The following is a 17621-nucleotide window of genomic DNA, read 5'->3' on the forward strand; positions in this document are numbered from 1 at the left end:
GTTCTCCTCAGGCCGGCCGAAGCCCGGCGCGCACCGCGGCGGCCTGGGTGCGAGGCAGCTCGGTCGCCAGGAAGGCGGCGAAGCCGGCCGGCGTGCGTTCCTGCTCGGCCGCGACCTCGCTGCCGGTCTCGTTGATCCGGCGCTGGACCTCGGGCCGCGCGAGCGTGGCCGCCAGCGCGGCGGCAAGGGTGGCCTGGGCCTCGGGAGGCGGATTGGCGGGCAGCACCACGCCGATGAAGGCCGCCTCGCGGAAGCCGCGGACACCCGCCTCCTCGGCCGTCGGGAGATCGGGCGCCAGCGCCGAACGCGCGGCCGTCGCGATCGCCAGGATGCGGATCTGCCCGCCCCGGTGCAGCGGCATGGCGGTGCTGATCTCGGTGATGGCGGAATCCATGTTGCCGGCCAGCAGGTCGGTGACGATCTGCGCCCCGCTGGGATAGGGCACGTGCTGCAAGGTGAGGCCGGTGAGCGCGGCGAAGCTGGCGATGGCCAGGTGCCCGCTGCTGCCCACGCCCGAGCTCCCCACGGTCACCTGGCCTCGGTTCTCCTGGGCATAGGCGATGAATTCGCGCAGGTCGCGCACGGGCAGGCCGGGCTTCACCACGATGGTCAGCGGCGTGCGGCAGGCGAGGCCCAGCGGGGCGAAGTCGCGCAGCGGATCGTAGCCGAGGGCGGGCTGGATGGACGGATTCACCGTCATCGGCCCGTTGCTGCCGACCATGAGGGTGTAGCCATCCGACCGGGTGCGCGCGATCTGCAGCGAAGCAACGCTGCCACCGGCGCCGGCCCGGTTCTCCACGACGACGGGCTGGCCGAGGATTTCCGACATGGGCTGCGACAGGATGCGCGCCAGGACATCGGTGTTCCCGCCCGGCGCATAGGGCACCACGAGGCGTATCGGGCGCTCGGGAAAAGGCGCGGCGAAAGCGGGGCGCGCCGTGGCGAGCATGGGCAGCGCCAATAGGGTGCGACGTGGGGCGATCATGCGAGGTTCTCCGTTTTTGTTCTTGTTGTCGGCGCCGCGAATGCGGCCGTCAGTCTGGCAAGAGCCCCAGGGCGCGCACCACCTCGATCTTCTCGGCATTGTCCCGATGCGCCTGCGCCGAGAATGCCACCCGGTCGAGGAAGGCAATGGGTTGGCCCAGCCGGTCCATCACCGCACGGAAGCCCGTCGCTTCCGTGGCGGTGCGGCACAGGTCGCTCAGCCGCTCGACCACGGCGGCTGGCGTGCCGCGCGGGACGGTCACGCCGGCGAGGACCGGTTGCAGCGTGGGCAGGCCGAGCTCACGCGTGCTCGGCACCTCGGGCGCCTCGCCGCTGCGCGTGTCGCCGAAGACAGCCAGCATGCGGAGCGGCCGGCCGCGCACGCCGCCGAGCGTGCCCATGCCGAAATGCAGCCGGCCGCTGAGGATCTCGGGGAACATGCCCGCCTCGCCGCGAAAGGCCACATCCACCACCTGCAGCGACAGCGCATGGACGATGTTCGCGAAATAGACATGGGCGAGGCCGTTGGTGCCGTTGTGCCCGTAGTTCAGCTCGCCTGGCCTCGCGCGGATGGCGGCGACGAGCTCGGCCATGCTTCGAAGCGGCGAGGCCTCGGCGACGGTCACCCCCATCACATTCTCGAAGACCTTGCAGACGTAGTCGAAGGAATCGATCGAGAAGGGCACGCCGCGCACGGTATGGGCGGCGGTGGTGATCGGCGTGATCGGACCGAAGCCGATGGTGTAGCCGTCGGGCCGGGCGCTCGCGAGGGCCTGGGCCCCGACGATGCCCGAACCGCCATCGCGGTTGACGACGACGAAGCGCCCCTCCGCGGCATCGGACAGCATCTGCGCGAAGGCGCGGCCGACCGTGTCGATGAGCCCTCCGGCCTGCCAGGAGACGATCACCTGCACCGGGCGCGCCGGATATTCCTCCGCCGGCTGCGCCTTGGCGGAAGCGCAGAGCAGCGTGGCCGCGAAGGCCGCGCGCAGGGCGGCCCTGATCGTTCTTTTCATGGCTTCCTCCCTTCGCGGCGCGGCTAGTCCAGCGCGAAGCGCGGCAGCACCACCCCGTCCGGCATCGCGACATAGGTCAGGCTCACGCTCCGCCCGATGCTGTCGGGCCCGGGCATCGCGCCCTCGAGGTTGGTGATCATCGTCGGCCCCTCCTCCAGTCGCACGGCGATGGAGTTGTAGGGGGCCGGATAGGCCGGCAGGTATTGCCGGTGGAACACCACCCAGGAGAGGATCTTTCCGCGCCCGGAAATCTCCGTCCATTCCAGCTCGCAGGACAGGCATTTCGGGCAGGACGGCCCCGGTGGATATTGCCAGGCCGAGCAGGCGCGGCAGCGCTGCAGCCGCATCGCGCGCGCCGAGATGCTTTCCCACATCGGCGTGTCGTAGAGGCCCATGACGGGCTTCGGGGTCTTTGCTTCGCTCGCGTTCATGGCGCCCTCACCGGCCGTAGATGATGGAGAAGCATTTGCCCGCGACGTCGGAGGTGTAGTGGGCATGGCGCGCATCCGCGACCTGCCTTTCCCCGCATTCGCCGCGCAGCTGCCGCACGCATTCGATCTGATGCGCCCAGCCCTGCATATAGGTCTCCGACAGATGCCCGCCGCTGGTGTTCAGCGGCTGCTTTCCCCCGGGGCCGATGCCCTGCTCCCGCAGGAACTTCCCCGCATCGCCGACGTTGCAATAGCCGTAGCCTTCGAGCGCGAGCGGCACATGCACGGAGAAGCTGTCATAGACCTGAAGGACGTCCATGTCCTTCGGCCCGAGGCCCGAGAGCGCATAGGACTGCGCCGCCGCCGCCTGCTGCGCGGGGAGGTAGAAGTCGTCGATGCGCGGCTCCAGGCTGGTGGCGCCGCGATTGAGGTCGAAGCGGCCGAGGCCTTCGATGAAGACGGGCTTGTCGGTCATGCGCTTCGCCCGCTCCGCCTCGGCGATGATGATCGCGACGCCGCCGTCATTGATGAGGCAGTAGTCGAAGAGGTGAAGCGGCTCGCACACGTAGTTCGAGGCCATGTAGTCCTCGATCGAGATGCGCTTGCGCATGATCGCGTTGGGATTCATCGAGGACCAGCCGCGCTGCGCGACCGCGACCTCGCCCATCTCCCGCTCGGTGAAGCCGCGCGCATGCTTGTAGCTTTGCAGCGTCAGCGCATAGAGCGCGCCTTGCGAGGTCAGCCCCCAGGGCGAGTGATAGACGTAGGAGAGGAAGGCCCCGCCGCCCATCGCCTCGGGCCCGCCATATTGCGTGCCGACGCTGCGCTGGTCGTTGCCGTAGACGAGCGCGATGACCTCGGCGTAGCCGGCCTCGATCGCCATCACCGCCTGCGCGACGGCAAGCACGGCATCCGCCTGATCGCCCCAGCGCGGGTTGATGCCGGTCAGCTCGCCCAGGCGCTCATAGGCCGTGGTGGGGCCGGCGATCAGCCCGTCGATCTCGTCGCGCGAGATGTTCGCGTCCTTCAGCGCGTTGCGGAAGGCGCCCACGGCATAGCCGTAGGAATCCGTCGGGCGCTCTCCGGCGCGGCAGCGCGCCCAGTCGCCCACCCAGTCGGTATGGCCGATGCCGACCACCGCCGCGGCGCGCTTGTTGCGCGGGTTGGGGTGCTTGCGCGCGTAGTCGGGCTGCACGTCGTTCATGCCAGGATCTTCCTCTCCGCGAGTGCCGTGATCTCGGCCTGCGTCAGGCCCAGGAGGCCGCTCAGCACCTCCTGCGTGTGCTCGCCGAAGAGCGGCGGGCGCGAGAGCTCCACCCGCTCGCCATCGATGCGGAAAGGCGGCGAGGTGAAGAGCGCCGGTCCCATTTCCGGATGGTCCACCTGCTGCCAGTAATCGCGCGCGGCGAGCTGGGGATCGTCCTCCACGAGGTCGCGCGAGGAGGCCACGCGCGCCGCGGGAACGCCGGCATTCTGCAGGATGCCCGCGGCCTCGGTGGCGGAGCGGCCGGCACACCAGGCGCCGACGGCCGCCTCCAGCTCATCCCGTGCGGCCAGGCGCCCTGCGGCCGTGCGCAGATCCGCCCGTCCCGCCAGGTCCTGCCGGCCGATGGTCGCGGCGAGCGCGATCCATTCGCCATCCGCCTCCACCGCCACGGCGCACCAGCTGTCCTCGCCGTTGCAGCGGAAGACGTTGTGCGGGGCGTCGGCGCGCGAGCGGTTGCCGGGGTGCTCGGGCTCGGCGTCGGTCTGCGAGGCCTCGAGCAGCGAGGCGCCGACGAAATTCGCCGTGGACTCGACCTGGCTGAGGTCGATCTTCATCCCCCGGCCGGTGTGCCGCCGGTGGCGCAGCGCGGCCAGTACGGCGAAGGCGGCGTGATAGGGATTGGCCGCGTGATCCGGGTAATGCGTGCCCGGACCCAGCGGCTTCTCGCCATTGCCATAGCCCGTCATCCACATCATGCCGGTGACGGCGGCGATGGTCATGCCCACGCCGAGCAGCGTCGAAAGCGGGCCCGCCTCGCCGTACATCGGCATGGAGAGATAGATGATGTCGGGCTTCACTGCCCGGACCTCGTCATAGGTGAGGCCCAGCCGCTCCATGGCGCCGGGGCCGAAATTATTGCTCACCACATCCGATTGCGCGATGAGCTTCAGCGCGATCTCACGCCCTTCGGGATTCTTCAGGTCGAGCGAGAGCGACTTCTTGCCGGTGTTGCGCGAGGCGAAATAGCCGCTGCGGTTGGTGCCCGCGATGCCGTCGCGAAAGGGGCCGCCGCGACGGACCGGATCGGGCCGCGACATGCTCTCGATCTTCAGCACCTCGGCGCCGAAATCGGAGAAGACCTTGGTGCCGAAAGGCCCCGCGCCGGCCCAGGTCAGGTCGGTGAAGCGGATGCCTTTGAGGAAATCGGGTTTCATGGCTTCTGCCTCCTAGATCGTGTGCTGGCCGAGGGCGGGCGCCGGCGAGACGGACCAGACCGGCTCGGATAGCTTGTAGGGCGCGCCGGGGAAGCGGGCGCCGCCCTCTCCCATCGGCACGAAATAGTCGCGCCAGACGAGCTGCTCGTCGTCCAGCACGTCGCGCAGGCGGGCGACGGGGGCCATGACGATGCGCCGTTTCAGCGCGTTGTCGACGAGCTCCTTGCGCGTGAAGCCCTGGGTGAAGGCCTCGAAGATCGGGTGGAACTCGGCGCGCGCCTCGGGTGTGGAGCGATAGGGACGGCTGAGCCATTTCTCGTCGCTGAAGAGGTCGAAGGAGGGGTGCTCCACCTCGCCCATCCAGGCGAGGAGCGACTTCCAGGACACGCCCGTCGTCGGCGGCGAGGCGAGGAAGACATGCCCGTCGCGGCAGGCATAGATGTTCTCGCTGGCGTCGCGCGTGCCCTCGCCCGCGCGGTGGGAGACGCGCCGCTCCAGGTCCCAGACCTGCAGGGCGTTCTGGAGCGAGTGGGCGATGCACTCCTGGGCCGAGATGTCGATGATATGCCCGCGTCCACGCGTCTCGGCATCCATCAGCGACACCGCGATGACCGCGCCCGCATAGACCGAGCAGACCATCGCGGATTGCCCGCCGGGCAGGCGCAGCGGCGGCTCGTCGCCGCGGCCGGTCATCCAGGCGATGCCGCCGGCTGCCTGGAGCGTGAGGTCGGAGGCTGGCGCATCCTCCAGCGGCCCCCCCAGCCCATAGGGCGAGACGAAGGCGATGACCGAGGTCGGGTTCAGCTCGCGCAGCCAGGGGATTTCCGCCGCGCCGAGCGGGCCGCCGCGCTCCATCACGACGATCTGCGCCTCGCGCGCCAGGTCGGCGAGGCGGGCGCGGCCTTCATTGCCGGCGAGGTCCAGTACGAGGCTCTGCTTGCTCGCATTGAAGAAGGCGAAGGCCTCCGCGCCGCCGGGGCGCGCGGCGGTGTCGCGCACGCGGTCGGGCAGGCCGCCGGGCGGCTCGATGCGGATGACCTCGGCGCCGAGATCGGCGAAGAGGCGCGTGGCATAGCGCCCGAGGTCATGCGTCATGTCGAGGATGCGGATGCCCGAATAGGGGCGGAACTGGTCCGTCATGCGGCGGCTCCGTGGGTGAGGGATGCGGGTCGGGGGGTGGCGCCGCGCGGGTTTCGCACGGAGATATAATTTATATTTAGCAGCCGTTTCGAATCCGTGAGATTGGAGGCGGCGGCCGGCAGGCGTAGTGCTGCCGCGGATTTGGCGACGAAACGGAGACGGTCGGAATGGCGTTCGAGACCAAGCAGGATCAGGTGGCCGAGATCCTGCGGGAACGGATCATCGCGGGGTTCTACCCCCGGGGCATGAAGCTGAAGCAGTTCGATATCGCCCAGGAGCTGGGCGTCTCCATCACCCCCGTGCGCGAGGCGCTGCACATCCTGGAGGCCGAGGGCTTCGTCGCGGGGGCGTCGCACAAGGGCCTCACCGTGCCGCTCGTCGCGCCCGAATCGGCGCGCGAGATCTTCGACCTCCGGCTTATGCTGGAGCGCGACCTGACGGTCCGCGCCCTGGAGCGCATGGATACGGCGACGCTCGCCGAGCTGCGTCGCGGCCAGACGATCATCGCCGCCATCGCCGGCGGGAAGGACCGCCTCGCCAGCCGCACGGAGAACTACCGCTTCCACTTCCGTCTCTACGCTCTGGCCGGCCGACCGCAGAGCCTGCAGTTCACCCGCGTGCTCTGGGCGAAATACCCCTTCATCAGCCAGGAGCTCGGCGGGCGGCGCCTGAAGCATGTGGATGAGCACGAGACCTTCCTGCGCCACGTCGAGGCCGGCGCCATGGACCTCGCGGCCGAGGCCATGGTCGCGCATATCCGCAGCGGCTGGAACGACTTGCGTGCCGACTTCGCCGACCGGAGCGCGGCGCAATAGCGCCACCGGCTCAGCGCCGTTCCGGGGCGAGCCAGACATCGCGCAGGTCCTGGTAGATCATGTGGGTGGGCGCCATCGACCAGCCCTGGACGCGGCTGTTCATCACCACGATGCGTTGCCACCACAGGATGGGCACCGCATGCGCCTGGGCCATGGCGCGGGTCTCGAACTGCCGGACGAGCTGCTTGCGCTTCACCTTGTCGACCTCCTGGGCCTGGGCGTCGAAGAGCGCGTCCAGCTCGCGGTCCGTGGCGCGCGCGACGGCGACCTCGGCGCGATCGAAGGAGATGTACTTCACCAGGACGTTGGTCGGGTCGTCGCTGAACTGGGTGAAGCTGTCGATCATCACCTGGAAGTTCCCGCTGCCCTGGGCCGCGTACCAGGCCGCGAGCTCGACCTGCTGGTGCTCCACCCGCAGCCCGATCTGGCGCAGCTGGTCCACCACGAAGATGCCGGCCGTGACATAGGGCTGGTGGTTGCGGTTCATCAGCGTGAAAGTGAGGTTCTCCGCCCCCGCCTCCTTGAGCAGGCGCCGGGCCTCGGCGCGGTTGGCCGCCATGTCGCGGCCGTAGCCGGGCCATTGCTCCATTTCCGCGTGCGAGGCGGACCACTCGCTGCCTGGCCGCACCATGCCGCCGACCTCGCCGAGCTGGGAGATGCGCTTCAGGGAGTCCGACCCGCCCCAGCGATCCAGCGCCAGCGACAGCGCGCGGCGCACGCGAACGTCGTTGAAGGGCGGCTTCTCGTTGTTGATGGTCATGATCATGTGCAGCATCCAGCTGCTTTCCTGGACCCGCGCCTCCGCGCCCAGGGCGCGCACGATGCGGTCGCGCTCATTGGGCGTGAAGCCGCGGAACTCCGCCAGAATCTGCCGGCCGGAAAGCGCGTTGACCATGGCCGAGGGCGACATGGTGATGGCGCGGAAGCCGTCGAGATAGGGCTGGCCCGCGCGGAAATACCCGTCGAAGCGCTCGCCCACCCAGTGCGAGCCGGCGACATGCTCGACGAAGCGGAAGGGCCCGGTGCCCATGATGTTGCGGACCGGGAAGTTCGGGTCCTGCGCGAGCCGCGCCGCGCTGAAGATCGAGTTCCAGGGCGAGGCGAAGGTGTCCAGGATGGACGCATCGACCCGCTTCATCCGGAAGACGACGGTGAGCGGATCGGGCGTCTCGATCGCGGCGATCTGCGAGAAGGCCGGCTGCCGGTTCGAGGTCACGGGCGGCACGGGCGCGATCATGCGCTGGTAGCTGGCGCGCACATCCTCGGAGGTGAGGGTGGTGCCGTCATGGAAGCGCACGTTCGGGCGCAGGCGGAAGGTATAGGTCAGCAGATCGGGCGCGGCCTGCCAGCTCTCGGCGACGTCGCCGACGATGTTGGGATAATTGCCGGGCTCGTAGGTGAGCAAGGTGGAGTAGTGCGGGGCCACGCGATGCATCACCGCGAAGGTGCCGGTCTGGTGCAGGTCGTAGGTCGGCGGCTCGGCGGCGACGGCATAGGTCAGCGTGCCGCCGCGCTGCGGCGCGCCTTGCGCATAGGCCGCGCCCGACAGGGCGCCCAGGCCGGGAAGGGCAAGCACCGCGCGGCGCGACAGGTCGTGTTGGGTCATGGTCGAACTCCCTCGGGACTTTTTTTGTTCTTGATGGATCAGCTGTGGAACTTGGGATCGAGCCAGTCGCGCAGGGAATCGCCGAAGAGGTTGAAGGCGAAGACCGCGAGCGAGATGGCGAGGCCCGGGAAGAGGATCATCCAGGGGGCCTCCTGGTAGAAATTCGAGCTGTCGCCAGCGAGCATGAGGCCCCAGGCGGGCTTGGGCTCGGAGACGCCCAGGCCGAGGAAGGAGAGCGACGCCTCCAGCAGGATCGCCTGCGCGACATAGGCCGTCAGCAGGATCAGGAAGGGCGCAAGCACATTGGGCGCCATGTGGCGCAGGATGATGTAGCCCGAGGAGTAGCCGCCCGCCCGCGCCGCATCGATATAGGGCATCGCGCGCACGGACAGCGCCGCCGAGCGCACGACGCGCGCCGCGCGCGGGATGATCGGGATGGCGATGGCGAAGATCAGGTTGAGATCGATGCCCCCCACCGAGGTCTTGCCCATCACCGCGACCACGACCAGCGCCAGCACGATGATCGGGAAGGAGAGGATCACATCTACGAAGCGCTGGATGACCAGGTCCACCGCACCGCCGAAATAGGCCGAGGCGGTGCCGAGCAGCCCACCCAGCGTGCAGCCCAGGAACGAGGACAGGAAGCCGATGGTGAGCGCCGTGCGCGCGCCGTAGATGATGCGCGTCAGGATATCCCGCCCGAAGGCGTCGGTGCCGAAGGGGTGCGTCCAGGAGGGCGCCTCCAGCATGGCGGCGAAGTCGATCGTCTCCGGATCGAAGGGCGCGATCGCCTCCGCGAGGATGGCGGCCGATCCCATGGCCAGGATCACGAAGAGGCCCGCGGCGCCGAGCGGCTGCGCGGCGATGAAGGCCAGCACCGGATTGCGGCGGCGCGGGCGGGCCAGGGGCAGGGCGGTGGCGGACATGGCGCGCTCCCTCAGCCGTATCGAACCCGGGGGTCGAGCAGGCCGTAGAGCATGTCGATCACCAGGTTCATGGACACGAAGACCAGGGCCAGCATCATCACCAGCGCCTGGATCAGCACGAAGTCGCTGCGCGAGACGGCCTCGACGAAGAGCCGGCCGATGCCGTTGAGGTTGAACACCTGCTCGGTGACGACGAGGCCGCCCACGAGGAAGGCGAATTCCAGCCCGATCACCGTGATGGCCGGCAGCAGCGCGTTGCGCATGGCGTGGCGCGAGACCACCAGCCGCTCGAACACGCCCTTGGCGCGGGCGGTGCGGATATAGTCCTCGCGCATCACCTCCACGATGGAGGAGCGCACCATCCGGGCGACGACGGCCGCGTAGCGATAGCCCACGGCCAGCGCCGGCCAGATGAGCTGCGCCAGGTTCTGCATCGGATCCTGGAAGAACGGCGTGTAGGTGACCGGCGGCGACCAGTGGAAGACGGTCAGCAGCATCAGGATCGTCATCATGCCGAGCCAGAAGGAGGGCACGGCCAGCCCCGCGATGGTGAAGATGCGCACCACATAGTCGATCCAGGTGTCCCGGAAGAGCGCGGAGATCGTGCCGAGCGGAATGGCGATGAGCACCGAGATGATCGCCGCCATGACCGCCACCTGCAGCGTCAGCCCCAGCCGCGCGCCGATCTCCTCGGAGACGGGGCGGCCGGTCCACATGGAGTTGCCGAGATCGAGCGTGACGAGGCCCTTCATCCAGTCGGCGAATTGCGCGGGCAGCGGCTTGTCGAGGCCGAGGCGCGCGCGCTCGCGCTGGAGGATCTCCTCGGTGACGTGGCCGCCATCGGCGCGCAGCTTCACCTCCACCACGTCGCCGGGGATGACGCGGAGCATGAAGAAAGTGAGCAGCGCCACGCCCAGTAGCGTGGGCACCATCAGGGCGATACGGCGGGCGGCGTAGCGGAACATCCGGCGTGCCTCCTCAGAGCTTGATGCAGGCGGCCATATGGCCACTGTGGATTTCGCGCAGCGCGGGGACGGCCTGGGCGCATTCGGGGCCGGCCATGGCGCAGCGGGTGTGGAAGACGCAGCCCGTGGGCGGCGACAGGGGCGAGGGCAGCTCGCCGCCCAGCGCGCGCGGCGCGCGGGCGCGCTCGACGGCCGGGTCGGGGATGGGGGCGGCGTCCAGCAAAGCGCGCGTATAGGGGTGCAGCGGGCGGGCGTAGAGCGTGTCCCGGTCGGCCACCTCCATCACCCGGCCGAGATACATGACCACGATCCGGTGCGAGAGATGGCGGACCACCGCGAGGTCGTGCGCGATGAAGAGATAGGCGATGCCGAGCTTCGCCTGCAGCTCGGAGAGCAGGTTGACGATCTGGCCCTGGATGGAGACGTCCAGCGCCGAGACCGGCTCGTCGCAGACGATGAATTCCGGCTCCATGGCCAGCGCGCGCGCGATGCCCACGCGCTGGCGCTGCCCGCCCGAAAGCTGGTGCGGATAGCGCTCCGCCATGTCACGCAGCAGGCCTACCTGATCGAGCAGCTCGGCCACGCGGTCGCGCGCGGCGGGACGCTTGAAGCCGCGCCGTTTCACCAGCGGCTCGGCGATGGTGTCGCCGATGCTCATGCGCGGATTGAGCGAGCTGAAGGGGTCCTGGAAGATGACCTGGATGCGGCTGCGCAGCGCCTTCATCCGGCTGGCGGAGGCGGTGGCCAGATCCTCGCCGTCGAACAGGATCTGCCCCGCCGTGGGATCGTCCAGGCGCAGCACCATGCGGCCCACCGTCGTCTTGCCGCAACCGCTCTCGCCCACCAGGCCCAGCGTCTCGCCCCGGCCGATGGTGAAGGACACGTCCTCCGCCGCGCGAACTAGCGCCTTGCCGCCGAACAACCCAGGCAGGCGGACGTCGAAATGCTTGGTCAGGCCGCGCAGCTCGACGAGGGGCGAGGCGGTCTCGATGCGATGCCGTGCCTCGCCACGCGCCTCGGCCTGGGGCGGCGGGGGCATCTGCTCCGCGAAATGGCAGGCGGAGCGCTGGCTGTCGCCGACCTCCTGCAGCGCGGGATCGGTCGCGCAGATGTCCTGGCGCCAGCAGCAGCGCGGGGCGAAGCGGCAGCCGGTGGGCGGATCGAAGAGGCTGGGCGGCAAGCCCTCGATGGTCTCGAGGCGGCCGTGCCGTGCCTCGTCCAGGCGCGGCACGGACCGCAGCAGGCCCACGGTATAGGGGTGGCGTGGGGCGCGGAACACCTCCTCCGCGCGGCCCTGCTCGACGATGCGTCCGGCATACATCACCGCCAGCCGGTCGGCGTAGCGTGCCACGACGCCGAGGTTGTGCGTGATGATGACCAGTGTGATGCCCAGGCGCCTCGAAAGGTCCTTCATCAGCTCCAGGATCTGCGCCTGGATGGTGACGTCGAGCGCGGTCGTCGGCTCGTCGGCGATGATGAGGCGGGGATCGCAGGCCAGGCCGATCGCGATCATCACGCGCTGGCGCATCCCGCCGGAAAACTGATGCGGATACTGGCCGAGACGACGCTCGGCATCGGCGATGCCGACCAGGCCCAGCAGCTCGATCGAGCGGGCGCGCGCGGCGGCGTCGCTCATGCCCAGATGGATCTTCAGCGGTTCGGCGAGCTGCAGGCCGATGGTGAGCACCGGGTTCAGGCTCGTCATCGGTTCCTGGAAGATCATCGCGATGTCGCGGCCGCGGATCTCGCGCATTTCCCCTTCGGTGAGGTCGAGCAGGTTGCGGCCCTGGAACATCACGCGGCCGCCGGCGATGCGGCCGGCGGGCTTGGTCAGCAGGCGCATGACCGCGAGGGCCGAGACGGATTTGCCGCAGCCGGATTCACCCACCAGCGCCAGGGTCTCGCCGGGCATGACGGACCAGCTGACGCCGTCGACCGCCCGCATGGTGCCGCGGCCGGTGGCGAATTCGATCCTCAGATCCTCGACGGAGAGCAACGGCTCCACCTGGCAATCAGGCCCCGGTGACAACGCGACGTCCGCCAGGTGCGGCAGAATGTTCATGCCCTGCAGCCCCCTCCCTCTTTTCTTATAAAATATATAATGCATTCTCTCAGGGGCGACGCAAGAGCGCCCCTGGGGATTGGAACGCATGAAATTCGACGATCTGGCCGGCAAGACCGTCCTTGTGACGGGCTCCTCCACGGGCATCGGCGCCGCGGTGGCGCGCGCCTTCGGTGCGCAGGGTGCGCGCGTGGCGGTGCATGGAAATTCGAGCCTGGCCGCGGCCGAGGAGGTCGCCGCCGCGATCCGCGCTGCGGGCGGCGAGGCGGTGGTGCTCCAGGCCGATCTGCGCGATCTCGGCGAATGCGGACGGCTTGTGCGCGACGCGCAGGCGGCCTTCGGGCGGCTCGACATTCTCGTGAACAACGCGGGCGGCGTGGTGGCGCGCAAGCCGATCCGCGACGTCGAGGACGAGCTGTACCAGAGCATCGTCGAGCTCAATGCGCGCTCGGTCTTCGGCTGCTCGCGCGCCGCGCTGCCCTTCATGGAAGCGCAGGGCGGCGGGGCGATTGTGAGCACGACCTCGCTGGCCGCGCGCAATGGCGGCGGCGGGCGCTCGGTGCTCTATGCCGCGTCGAAGGGCTTCGTCTCCACCTTCACGCGCGGATTGGCCAAGGAGGTCGCGCGCTTCGGCATCCGCGTGAACGCCGTCGCACCCGGCGTCATCGACAAGCCGAACAAGGACGCCACCACGCCGTCCCACCAGCTCGAAGCCTCGATCCGCCAGACCCCCATGCGGCGCACAGGCACGGTGGAAGAATGCGTGGGCGCCTATCTCTACCTGGCGTCGGAGGAGGCCGCGTCCTTCGTGACCGGCCAGATCATCGAGGTGAATGGCGGAATGATCATGCCCTGACGTGGCGGAAGCCGCCGTGCCGAAGCCGCGAAAGGAACGCCCATGACCCAGACGGACGACAGGCCCCACAATCCCCATCTGCCGATCCGGCCCGACTGGCTGGCGCGGCGGCAGGAGGAAATCCTGGACCCGGCGTTGCCCATCATCGATCCGCACCACCACCTCTGGGTGGAGCGCGGCGGCACGGCCTATCTGCGGCGCGATCTGCTGGCGGACATGGCCGAGGGACACGACATCCGCGCCACCGTCTTCGTCGAGTGCAAGGCCCGCTACCGGACCGGGGGCGAGGAGGCGATGCGCCCCGTCGGCGAGGTGGAGTTCGTCGTTGCCGAGGCGGGCGCGCCGGAGGACGGCGGGCCCAGGATCGGCGCGGGTATCGTGGGCTATTGCGACCTGCGGCTCGGCGCCGCGGCCGCGCGCGTCCTGCAGGCGCAGATCGCCGCGGGCGAGGGGCGTTTCCGCGGCATCCGCAACACCTCGGCCTGGCATCCCGACCCTTCCGCCTGGGGATCGGCCGTGCTGCCGCCGCCGGGGCTGCTGCTGGAACCTAAGTTCCGCGAGGGCTTCGCGCAGCTGGCGCCGCTGGGGCTCAGCTTCGACGCCTGGATGTTCCACACCCAGCCGGCGGAGCTGCGCGATCTCGCCGACGCCTTTCCCGACACGACGATCATCCTCAACCACATCGGCGGGCCGCTCGGCATCGGGCCCTATGCGGCGCGGCGGGCCTTCGTCTTCGCGGAATGGCGTGCCGAAATGCAGCGCCTGGCGCGGCATGCCAATGTGCATGTGAAGCTTGGCGGGTTGGGCATGCGGCTCTTCGGCTTCGATGTGCATGCCGGGGAGATGCCGCCCTCCTCGCAGCAGCTCGCCGCGGCCTGGGGCCCCTATATCGAAACCTGCATCGAGCTCTTCGGCCCGGAGCGCTGCATGTTCGAGAGCAACTTCCCCATGGACAAGGGCAGCTGCAGCTATGCCGTGCTGTGGAACGCCTTCAAGCGGATCACGGCCGGCTGCACGGCGGCCGAGCGCGCGAGCCTCTTCCACGGCACGGCCGCGCGCCTGTACCGACTGCCGCCGGTGACGTGACGGAACGCCAGAAAACCAAACCCGGATGAACGGGATTACAGGGAGGAACACGATATGATTCAGGTGACAGGAACCGGGATTCGACGCTGGGCGGATCGCAGGACATTCCTGCTCTCGGCGGGGCTTGGGGCCGCGCTGGCTGCGCCCGCGATCGCACGGGCCCAGGGGCGCTTTCCCACACGTCCGGTGCGCGTGATCTGCGCCTATGGCGTGGGCGGTACGGCGGATGTCGTCTCGCGCATTCTCTGCAACTGGATGTCGCAAAACACCGGCCAGCAATTCGTCGTCGAGAATCGCGGCGGCGCCGCCGGGACCATCGCGGCCAATGCCGTCGTGAATGCGCCGGCGGATGGCTATACGCTGCTCTATGACGCCACCGCGCATTCGGTGAATCCGTCGCTGTTCGGCGCGCGGCTGCCCTACAACACCGAGCGCCAGCTCATGCCCGTCTTTCTCTCCATGGTCGCGCCCAATACGATCAACGTGCATCGCGATTTCGGGGCGCGGACGGTGCCCGAGCTCATCGCCATCGCGAAGGCCTCGCCGGGCGGGTTGGACGCAGGCTCCACGGGCGTCGGCTCCGCGCAGCACATCTCGCTCGAATTGTTCAACAAGATGGCCGATGTCCGCATCAACCACGTGACCTATCGCGACACGCCGGCCGTGAGGAACGACATGCTGGCGCGGCGCATCGCCCTGCATCTGTCGAACGTTCCCGGCTCCGTGCCGGTGCTGCAGATTCCCGAGGCGCGCGTGCTCTGCCATGCCGGCGTCGTGCCCGTGGAAGTCTTGCCCGGCGTCGAAGCGATCGCGACGACGTTGCCCGGCTACGAGACCTACGAGTGGAACGGCATCTTCGCGCCGGCGGGAACGTCGAGCGAGATCATCCAATACCTGAACACCACCTTCAATCGCGCCATTCAGGCCCCCGCGGTGGCGGAGCTGCTGCGGACGCTCGGCGCGGTGACCCGGGCGAACACGCCCGACGAATGCGCGAGCTTCCGCCAGGCGCAGATGGCGCTGCACGGAAGTATCGTCCGCGACGCGAATATCCGCATCGAATAGGTACTTGATCGACGCGCGCGACATGGGGCCGCTATCCGCCGAAGAGCGGCTCCGCCACGCCCGTCACGCCGAGGCCGTGCACCTCGAAGAGCGCGCCGGCCAAGGGTTGCCTGGCGCGCTCGGCCTCGTCCAGGAAGACGGTGCCCGAGGTCACATAGAGCACGTCCAGATTCGGTCCGCCGAAGTTGCACATCGTGGGGTGCGAGACGGGGAGGCGGACGATGCGGTCGAGCCGCCCCATCGGATCGAAGCGCCCGACGGACCAGTCGCCGAGCAAAGCGCACCAGTAATAGCCCTCGGAATCGAAGGTCGCGCCGTCCACGCGCCAGGGCAGGTTGTGCGTCGTGAGATAGACCTGACGGTTGGCTACGGTGCCGGCCTCCAGGTCGAGATCGTAGCGGTAGAAGGTCTGGGCGGTGCTGTCGCCGAAGACCAGCGTGCGGTCGTCCGGGCTGAAGGCCATGCCGTTGCTGACGATGAAGCCCGTATCCATCTTGTGGCAGGTGAAATCGGGATCGAAGCGGTAGAGCGAGCCCGTGCCCTCCCCCGATCCGGGATTGCGCGATCCCACCCAATAGCGGCCCCTGCGGTCGCACCGGCCGTCATTGAGGCGGTTCTCCGGCAGGTGAGGTTCGGGATCGAGGATATGCTCGATCTTGCCCGTCTCCAGATCGACGGCGGCGAAGCCCGTCTTGAGTCCGGCGATGATTCCGCCTTTCCGGCGGAAGACGTAGGAGCCGATATTCGTGGGCATCGGCCAGGTCCGGACCGAGCCGTCCCGGTTGAGCCGTTGCAGCGAGGGCTTGCGCGTGTCCACCCAGTAGAGGACCTGCTCGATCGGGTGCCACATCGGGATCTCACCCACGATGTTCTGGCCTTCATAGGCCACCCGGATTTCGGGCGTGATCACCTTCGGCATCGTTACGCTTTCTCCCATCTTCTTGATGCGCCGCAGCATGATCCGCGGTCGTTGGTCGATGATTTCCGCACTAGCGGGCAGGCGAAACCATGCCTACACTCCGTATGATGAAAGCGCTTTCTTGCAGGGCGCGCAATCGCGGACGAACCGCGATCGATGGAGGGAAACGGCGCATGGAAAAGCTCCATGAATGACTGGCACAAGCTGAAGGACCGCATCGCGATCGTCGGTGTCGGCAACACGCCCTACGGAAATTTTCCGGAGATCGACGATTACGGCCTCGGCGCGCGCGCCTTCCGCAATGCCGTCGAGGATTGCGGCATCGATAAGAACCAGATCGACGGCCTCCTGGTCTGCCGCGTGCCCGGCTACGCGCGCATGGGCGAGATCCTCGGCCTCAATCCGCGATGGACCATCCAGCTGCCACCGCATGGCCGCATGTCGGGGATGGCGATCATCGAGGCGGCGGCCGCGCTCGATGCCGGGCTCTGCGACTATGCCGCGCTGATCTACGCCAATATCGGCCGCTCGCGCCGCGTGAACTACGGCGGCGAGGAGAGCCCCGGCGTCTGGGATCCCTGGGGCTTCACCTCGCCCGGCGCCGCCCATGCCATGATGTTCCAGCGCCATCGCGCGCTTTACGGCACCACCACGCGGCAACTCGCCGAGGTCTCCGTCGCTTTCCGCCATCATGCCTGCCTGAACCCGTCAGCCGTGATGAAGCAGCCCATCACCATCGACGACCACGAGGCCGCGCGCCCCATCACCGAACCGCTGCGCCTGCTCGACTACTGCCTCATCAATGACGGCGCGGTCTGCATCATCCTCACCACGAAGGAGCGGGCGAGGGATCTGAAGAAGAAGCCCGTGATGATCTCGGGCATCGGCGCGCGCGAGGCCTTCACCACCGGCTCCATCGGCAATTTCGACCTCAACTTCTGGTATGATGAGATGCGCGATTTGGGCCGGCAGGCCTATGGCATGGCGGGCGTCGGTCCCGGCGATGTCGATGCGCTGATGTGCTACGACAATTTCAGCCCGACCGTGCTGTTCAGCCTGGAAGGCCTGGGCTTCTGCGAGCAGGGCGAGGCGGGAAGCTTCGTGGAAGGCGGCGCGCTCAAGCTCGGCGGCCGGCTGCCGACGAACACGGATGGCGGGCACCTGTCCAATTCCTACATGCAGGGCTGGGCGCTCAACATCGAGGCCGTCCGCCAGATCCGCGGCGAGTGCGGCGAGCGCCAGGTTCCGGGCGCCGAGGTCGTCCAGTATTGCGGCGCGACGCCCTGCTCGCGCTCCATCATCTATACGCCGGGTTGAGGGAAAGCCGAT

16 protein-coding genes are annotated in these 17621 nt (G+C 68.6%); 5 read left to right on the plus strand and 11 right to left on the minus strand.

The annotated features are described in order from the left end of the window. Positions 1–7: 7 nt before the first annotated feature. The 6 genes from ACO057_RS13690 to ACO057_RS13715 are packed head-to-tail and all read right to left on the minus strand — an operon-like array spanning position 8 to position 5992. Positions 8–985, minus strand: coding sequence for a Bug family tripartite tricarboxylate transporter substrate binding protein (locus ACO057_RS13690; protein WP_421992616.1), 978 nt, complete (start codon positions 983–985; stop codon positions 8–10). A gap of 49 nt (positions 986–1034) precedes the next feature. After that, on the minus strand, positions 1035–2000 hold the full coding sequence (locus ACO057_RS13695; protein ID WP_421992618.1) for a tripartite tricarboxylate transporter substrate binding protein: 966 nt from the start codon (positions 1998–2000) through the stop codon (positions 1035–1037). Positions 2001–2023: 23 nt separating this feature from the next. Then, positions 2024–2431, minus strand: a complete 408-nt coding sequence (locus ACO057_RS13700) for a Zn-ribbon domain-containing OB-fold protein (protein ID WP_421992620.1) — start codon at positions 2429–2431, stop codon at positions 2024–2026. A gap of 7 nt (positions 2432–2438) precedes the next feature. Next, the gene (locus tag ACO057_RS13705; protein ID WP_421992622.1) at positions 2439–3635 is read right to left on the minus strand and encodes a thiolase family protein; all 1197 of its coding nucleotides are present in this window, start codon (positions 3633–3635) and stop codon (positions 2439–2441) included. Continuing rightward, on the minus strand, positions 3632–4852 hold the full coding sequence (locus ACO057_RS13710; protein WP_421992624.1) for a CaiB/BaiF CoA transferase family protein: 1221 nt from the start codon (positions 4850–4852) through the stop codon (positions 3632–3634). Before ACO057_RS13710 ends, ACO057_RS13705 begins: the two co-directional genes overlap by 4 nt. A gap of 12 nt (positions 4853–4864) precedes the next feature. Beyond that, positions 4865–5992: a CaiB/BaiF CoA transferase family protein gene (locus tag ACO057_RS13715; protein WP_421992626.1), complete on the minus strand. Its 1128-nt coding sequence runs from the start codon at positions 5990–5992 to the stop codon at positions 4865–4867. A 167-nt stretch (positions 5993–6159) separates the two neighbouring features. On the opposite strand from ACO057_RS13715, the gene ACO057_RS13720 reads away from it, so the two are divergent. Beyond that, positions 6160–6807, plus strand: a complete 648-nt coding sequence (locus ACO057_RS13720) for a GntR family transcriptional regulator (RefSeq protein WP_421992628.1) — start codon at positions 6160–6162, stop codon at positions 6805–6807. 10 nt (positions 6808–6817) lie between these two features. On the opposite strand, the gene ACO057_RS13725 is transcribed toward ACO057_RS13720, so the two are convergent. From ACO057_RS13725 to ACO057_RS13740, 4 genes are read right to left on the minus strand one after another with little or no spacing between them, the layout of a single operon-like run. After that, entirely contained in the window at positions 6818–8413 is a 1596-nt protein-coding gene (locus ACO057_RS13725) for an ABC transporter substrate-binding protein (protein WP_421992630.1), read from the minus strand. A gap of 38 nt (positions 8414–8451) precedes the next feature. Continuing rightward, on the minus strand, positions 8452–9339 hold the full coding sequence (locus ACO057_RS13730) for an ABC transporter permease (protein ID WP_421992632.1): 888 nt from the start codon (positions 9337–9339) through the stop codon (positions 8452–8454). 11 nt (positions 9340–9350) lie between these two features. Then, positions 9351–10304 (minus strand): ABC transporter permease, encoded by a 954-nt coding sequence (locus ACO057_RS13735; protein WP_421992634.1) that lies wholly within the window; start codon positions 10302–10304, stop codon positions 9351–9353. 13 nt (positions 10305–10317) lie between these two features. Beyond that, complete coding sequence (locus ACO057_RS13740) at positions 10318–12366, minus strand: dipeptide ABC transporter ATP-binding protein (protein ID WP_421992636.1); 2049 nt, start codon at positions 12364–12366, stop codon at positions 10318–10320. 88 nt (positions 12367–12454) lie between these two features. On the opposite strand from ACO057_RS13740, the gene ACO057_RS13745 reads away from it, so the two are divergent. From ACO057_RS13745 to ACO057_RS13755, 3 genes are read left to right on the plus strand one after another with little or no spacing between them, the layout of a single operon-like run. Next, positions 12455–13222, plus strand: a complete 768-nt coding sequence (locus ACO057_RS13745; RefSeq protein WP_421992638.1) for an SDR family NAD(P)-dependent oxidoreductase — start codon at positions 12455–12457, stop codon at positions 13220–13222. A gap of 42 nt (positions 13223–13264) precedes the next feature. Then, positions 13265–14308, plus strand: coding sequence for an amidohydrolase family protein (locus tag ACO057_RS13750; protein ID WP_421992640.1), 1044 nt, complete (start codon positions 13265–13267; stop codon positions 14306–14308). Between the two features lie 54 nt (positions 14309–14362). Next, positions 14363–15373: a Bug family tripartite tricarboxylate transporter substrate binding protein gene (locus ACO057_RS13755; protein WP_421992642.1), complete on the plus strand. Its 1011-nt coding sequence runs from the start codon at positions 14363–14365 to the stop codon at positions 15371–15373. 31 nt (positions 15374–15404) lie between these two features. Here ACO057_RS13755 and ACO057_RS13760 read toward each other — a convergent pair whose 3' ends face one another. Beyond that, positions 15405–16292, minus strand: coding sequence for an SMP-30/gluconolactonase/LRE family protein (locus tag ACO057_RS13760; RefSeq protein ID WP_421992644.1), 888 nt, complete (start codon positions 16290–16292; stop codon positions 15405–15407). A 186-nt stretch (positions 16293–16478) separates the two neighbouring features. Between ACO057_RS13760 and ACO057_RS13765 the strand changes: the two genes are divergently transcribed. Continuing rightward, on the plus strand, positions 16479–17609 hold the full coding sequence (locus ACO057_RS13765; protein ID WP_421992646.1) for a thiolase family protein: 1131 nt from the start codon (positions 16479–16481) through the stop codon (positions 17607–17609). The last annotated feature ends 12 nt before the right edge of the window (positions 17610–17621 follow it).

Origin of the sequence: Roseococcus sp. (assembly GCF_965227005.1) — a bacterium.
Lineage (GTDB): Bacteria > Pseudomonadota > Alphaproteobacteria > Acetobacterales > Acetobacteraceae > Roseococcus.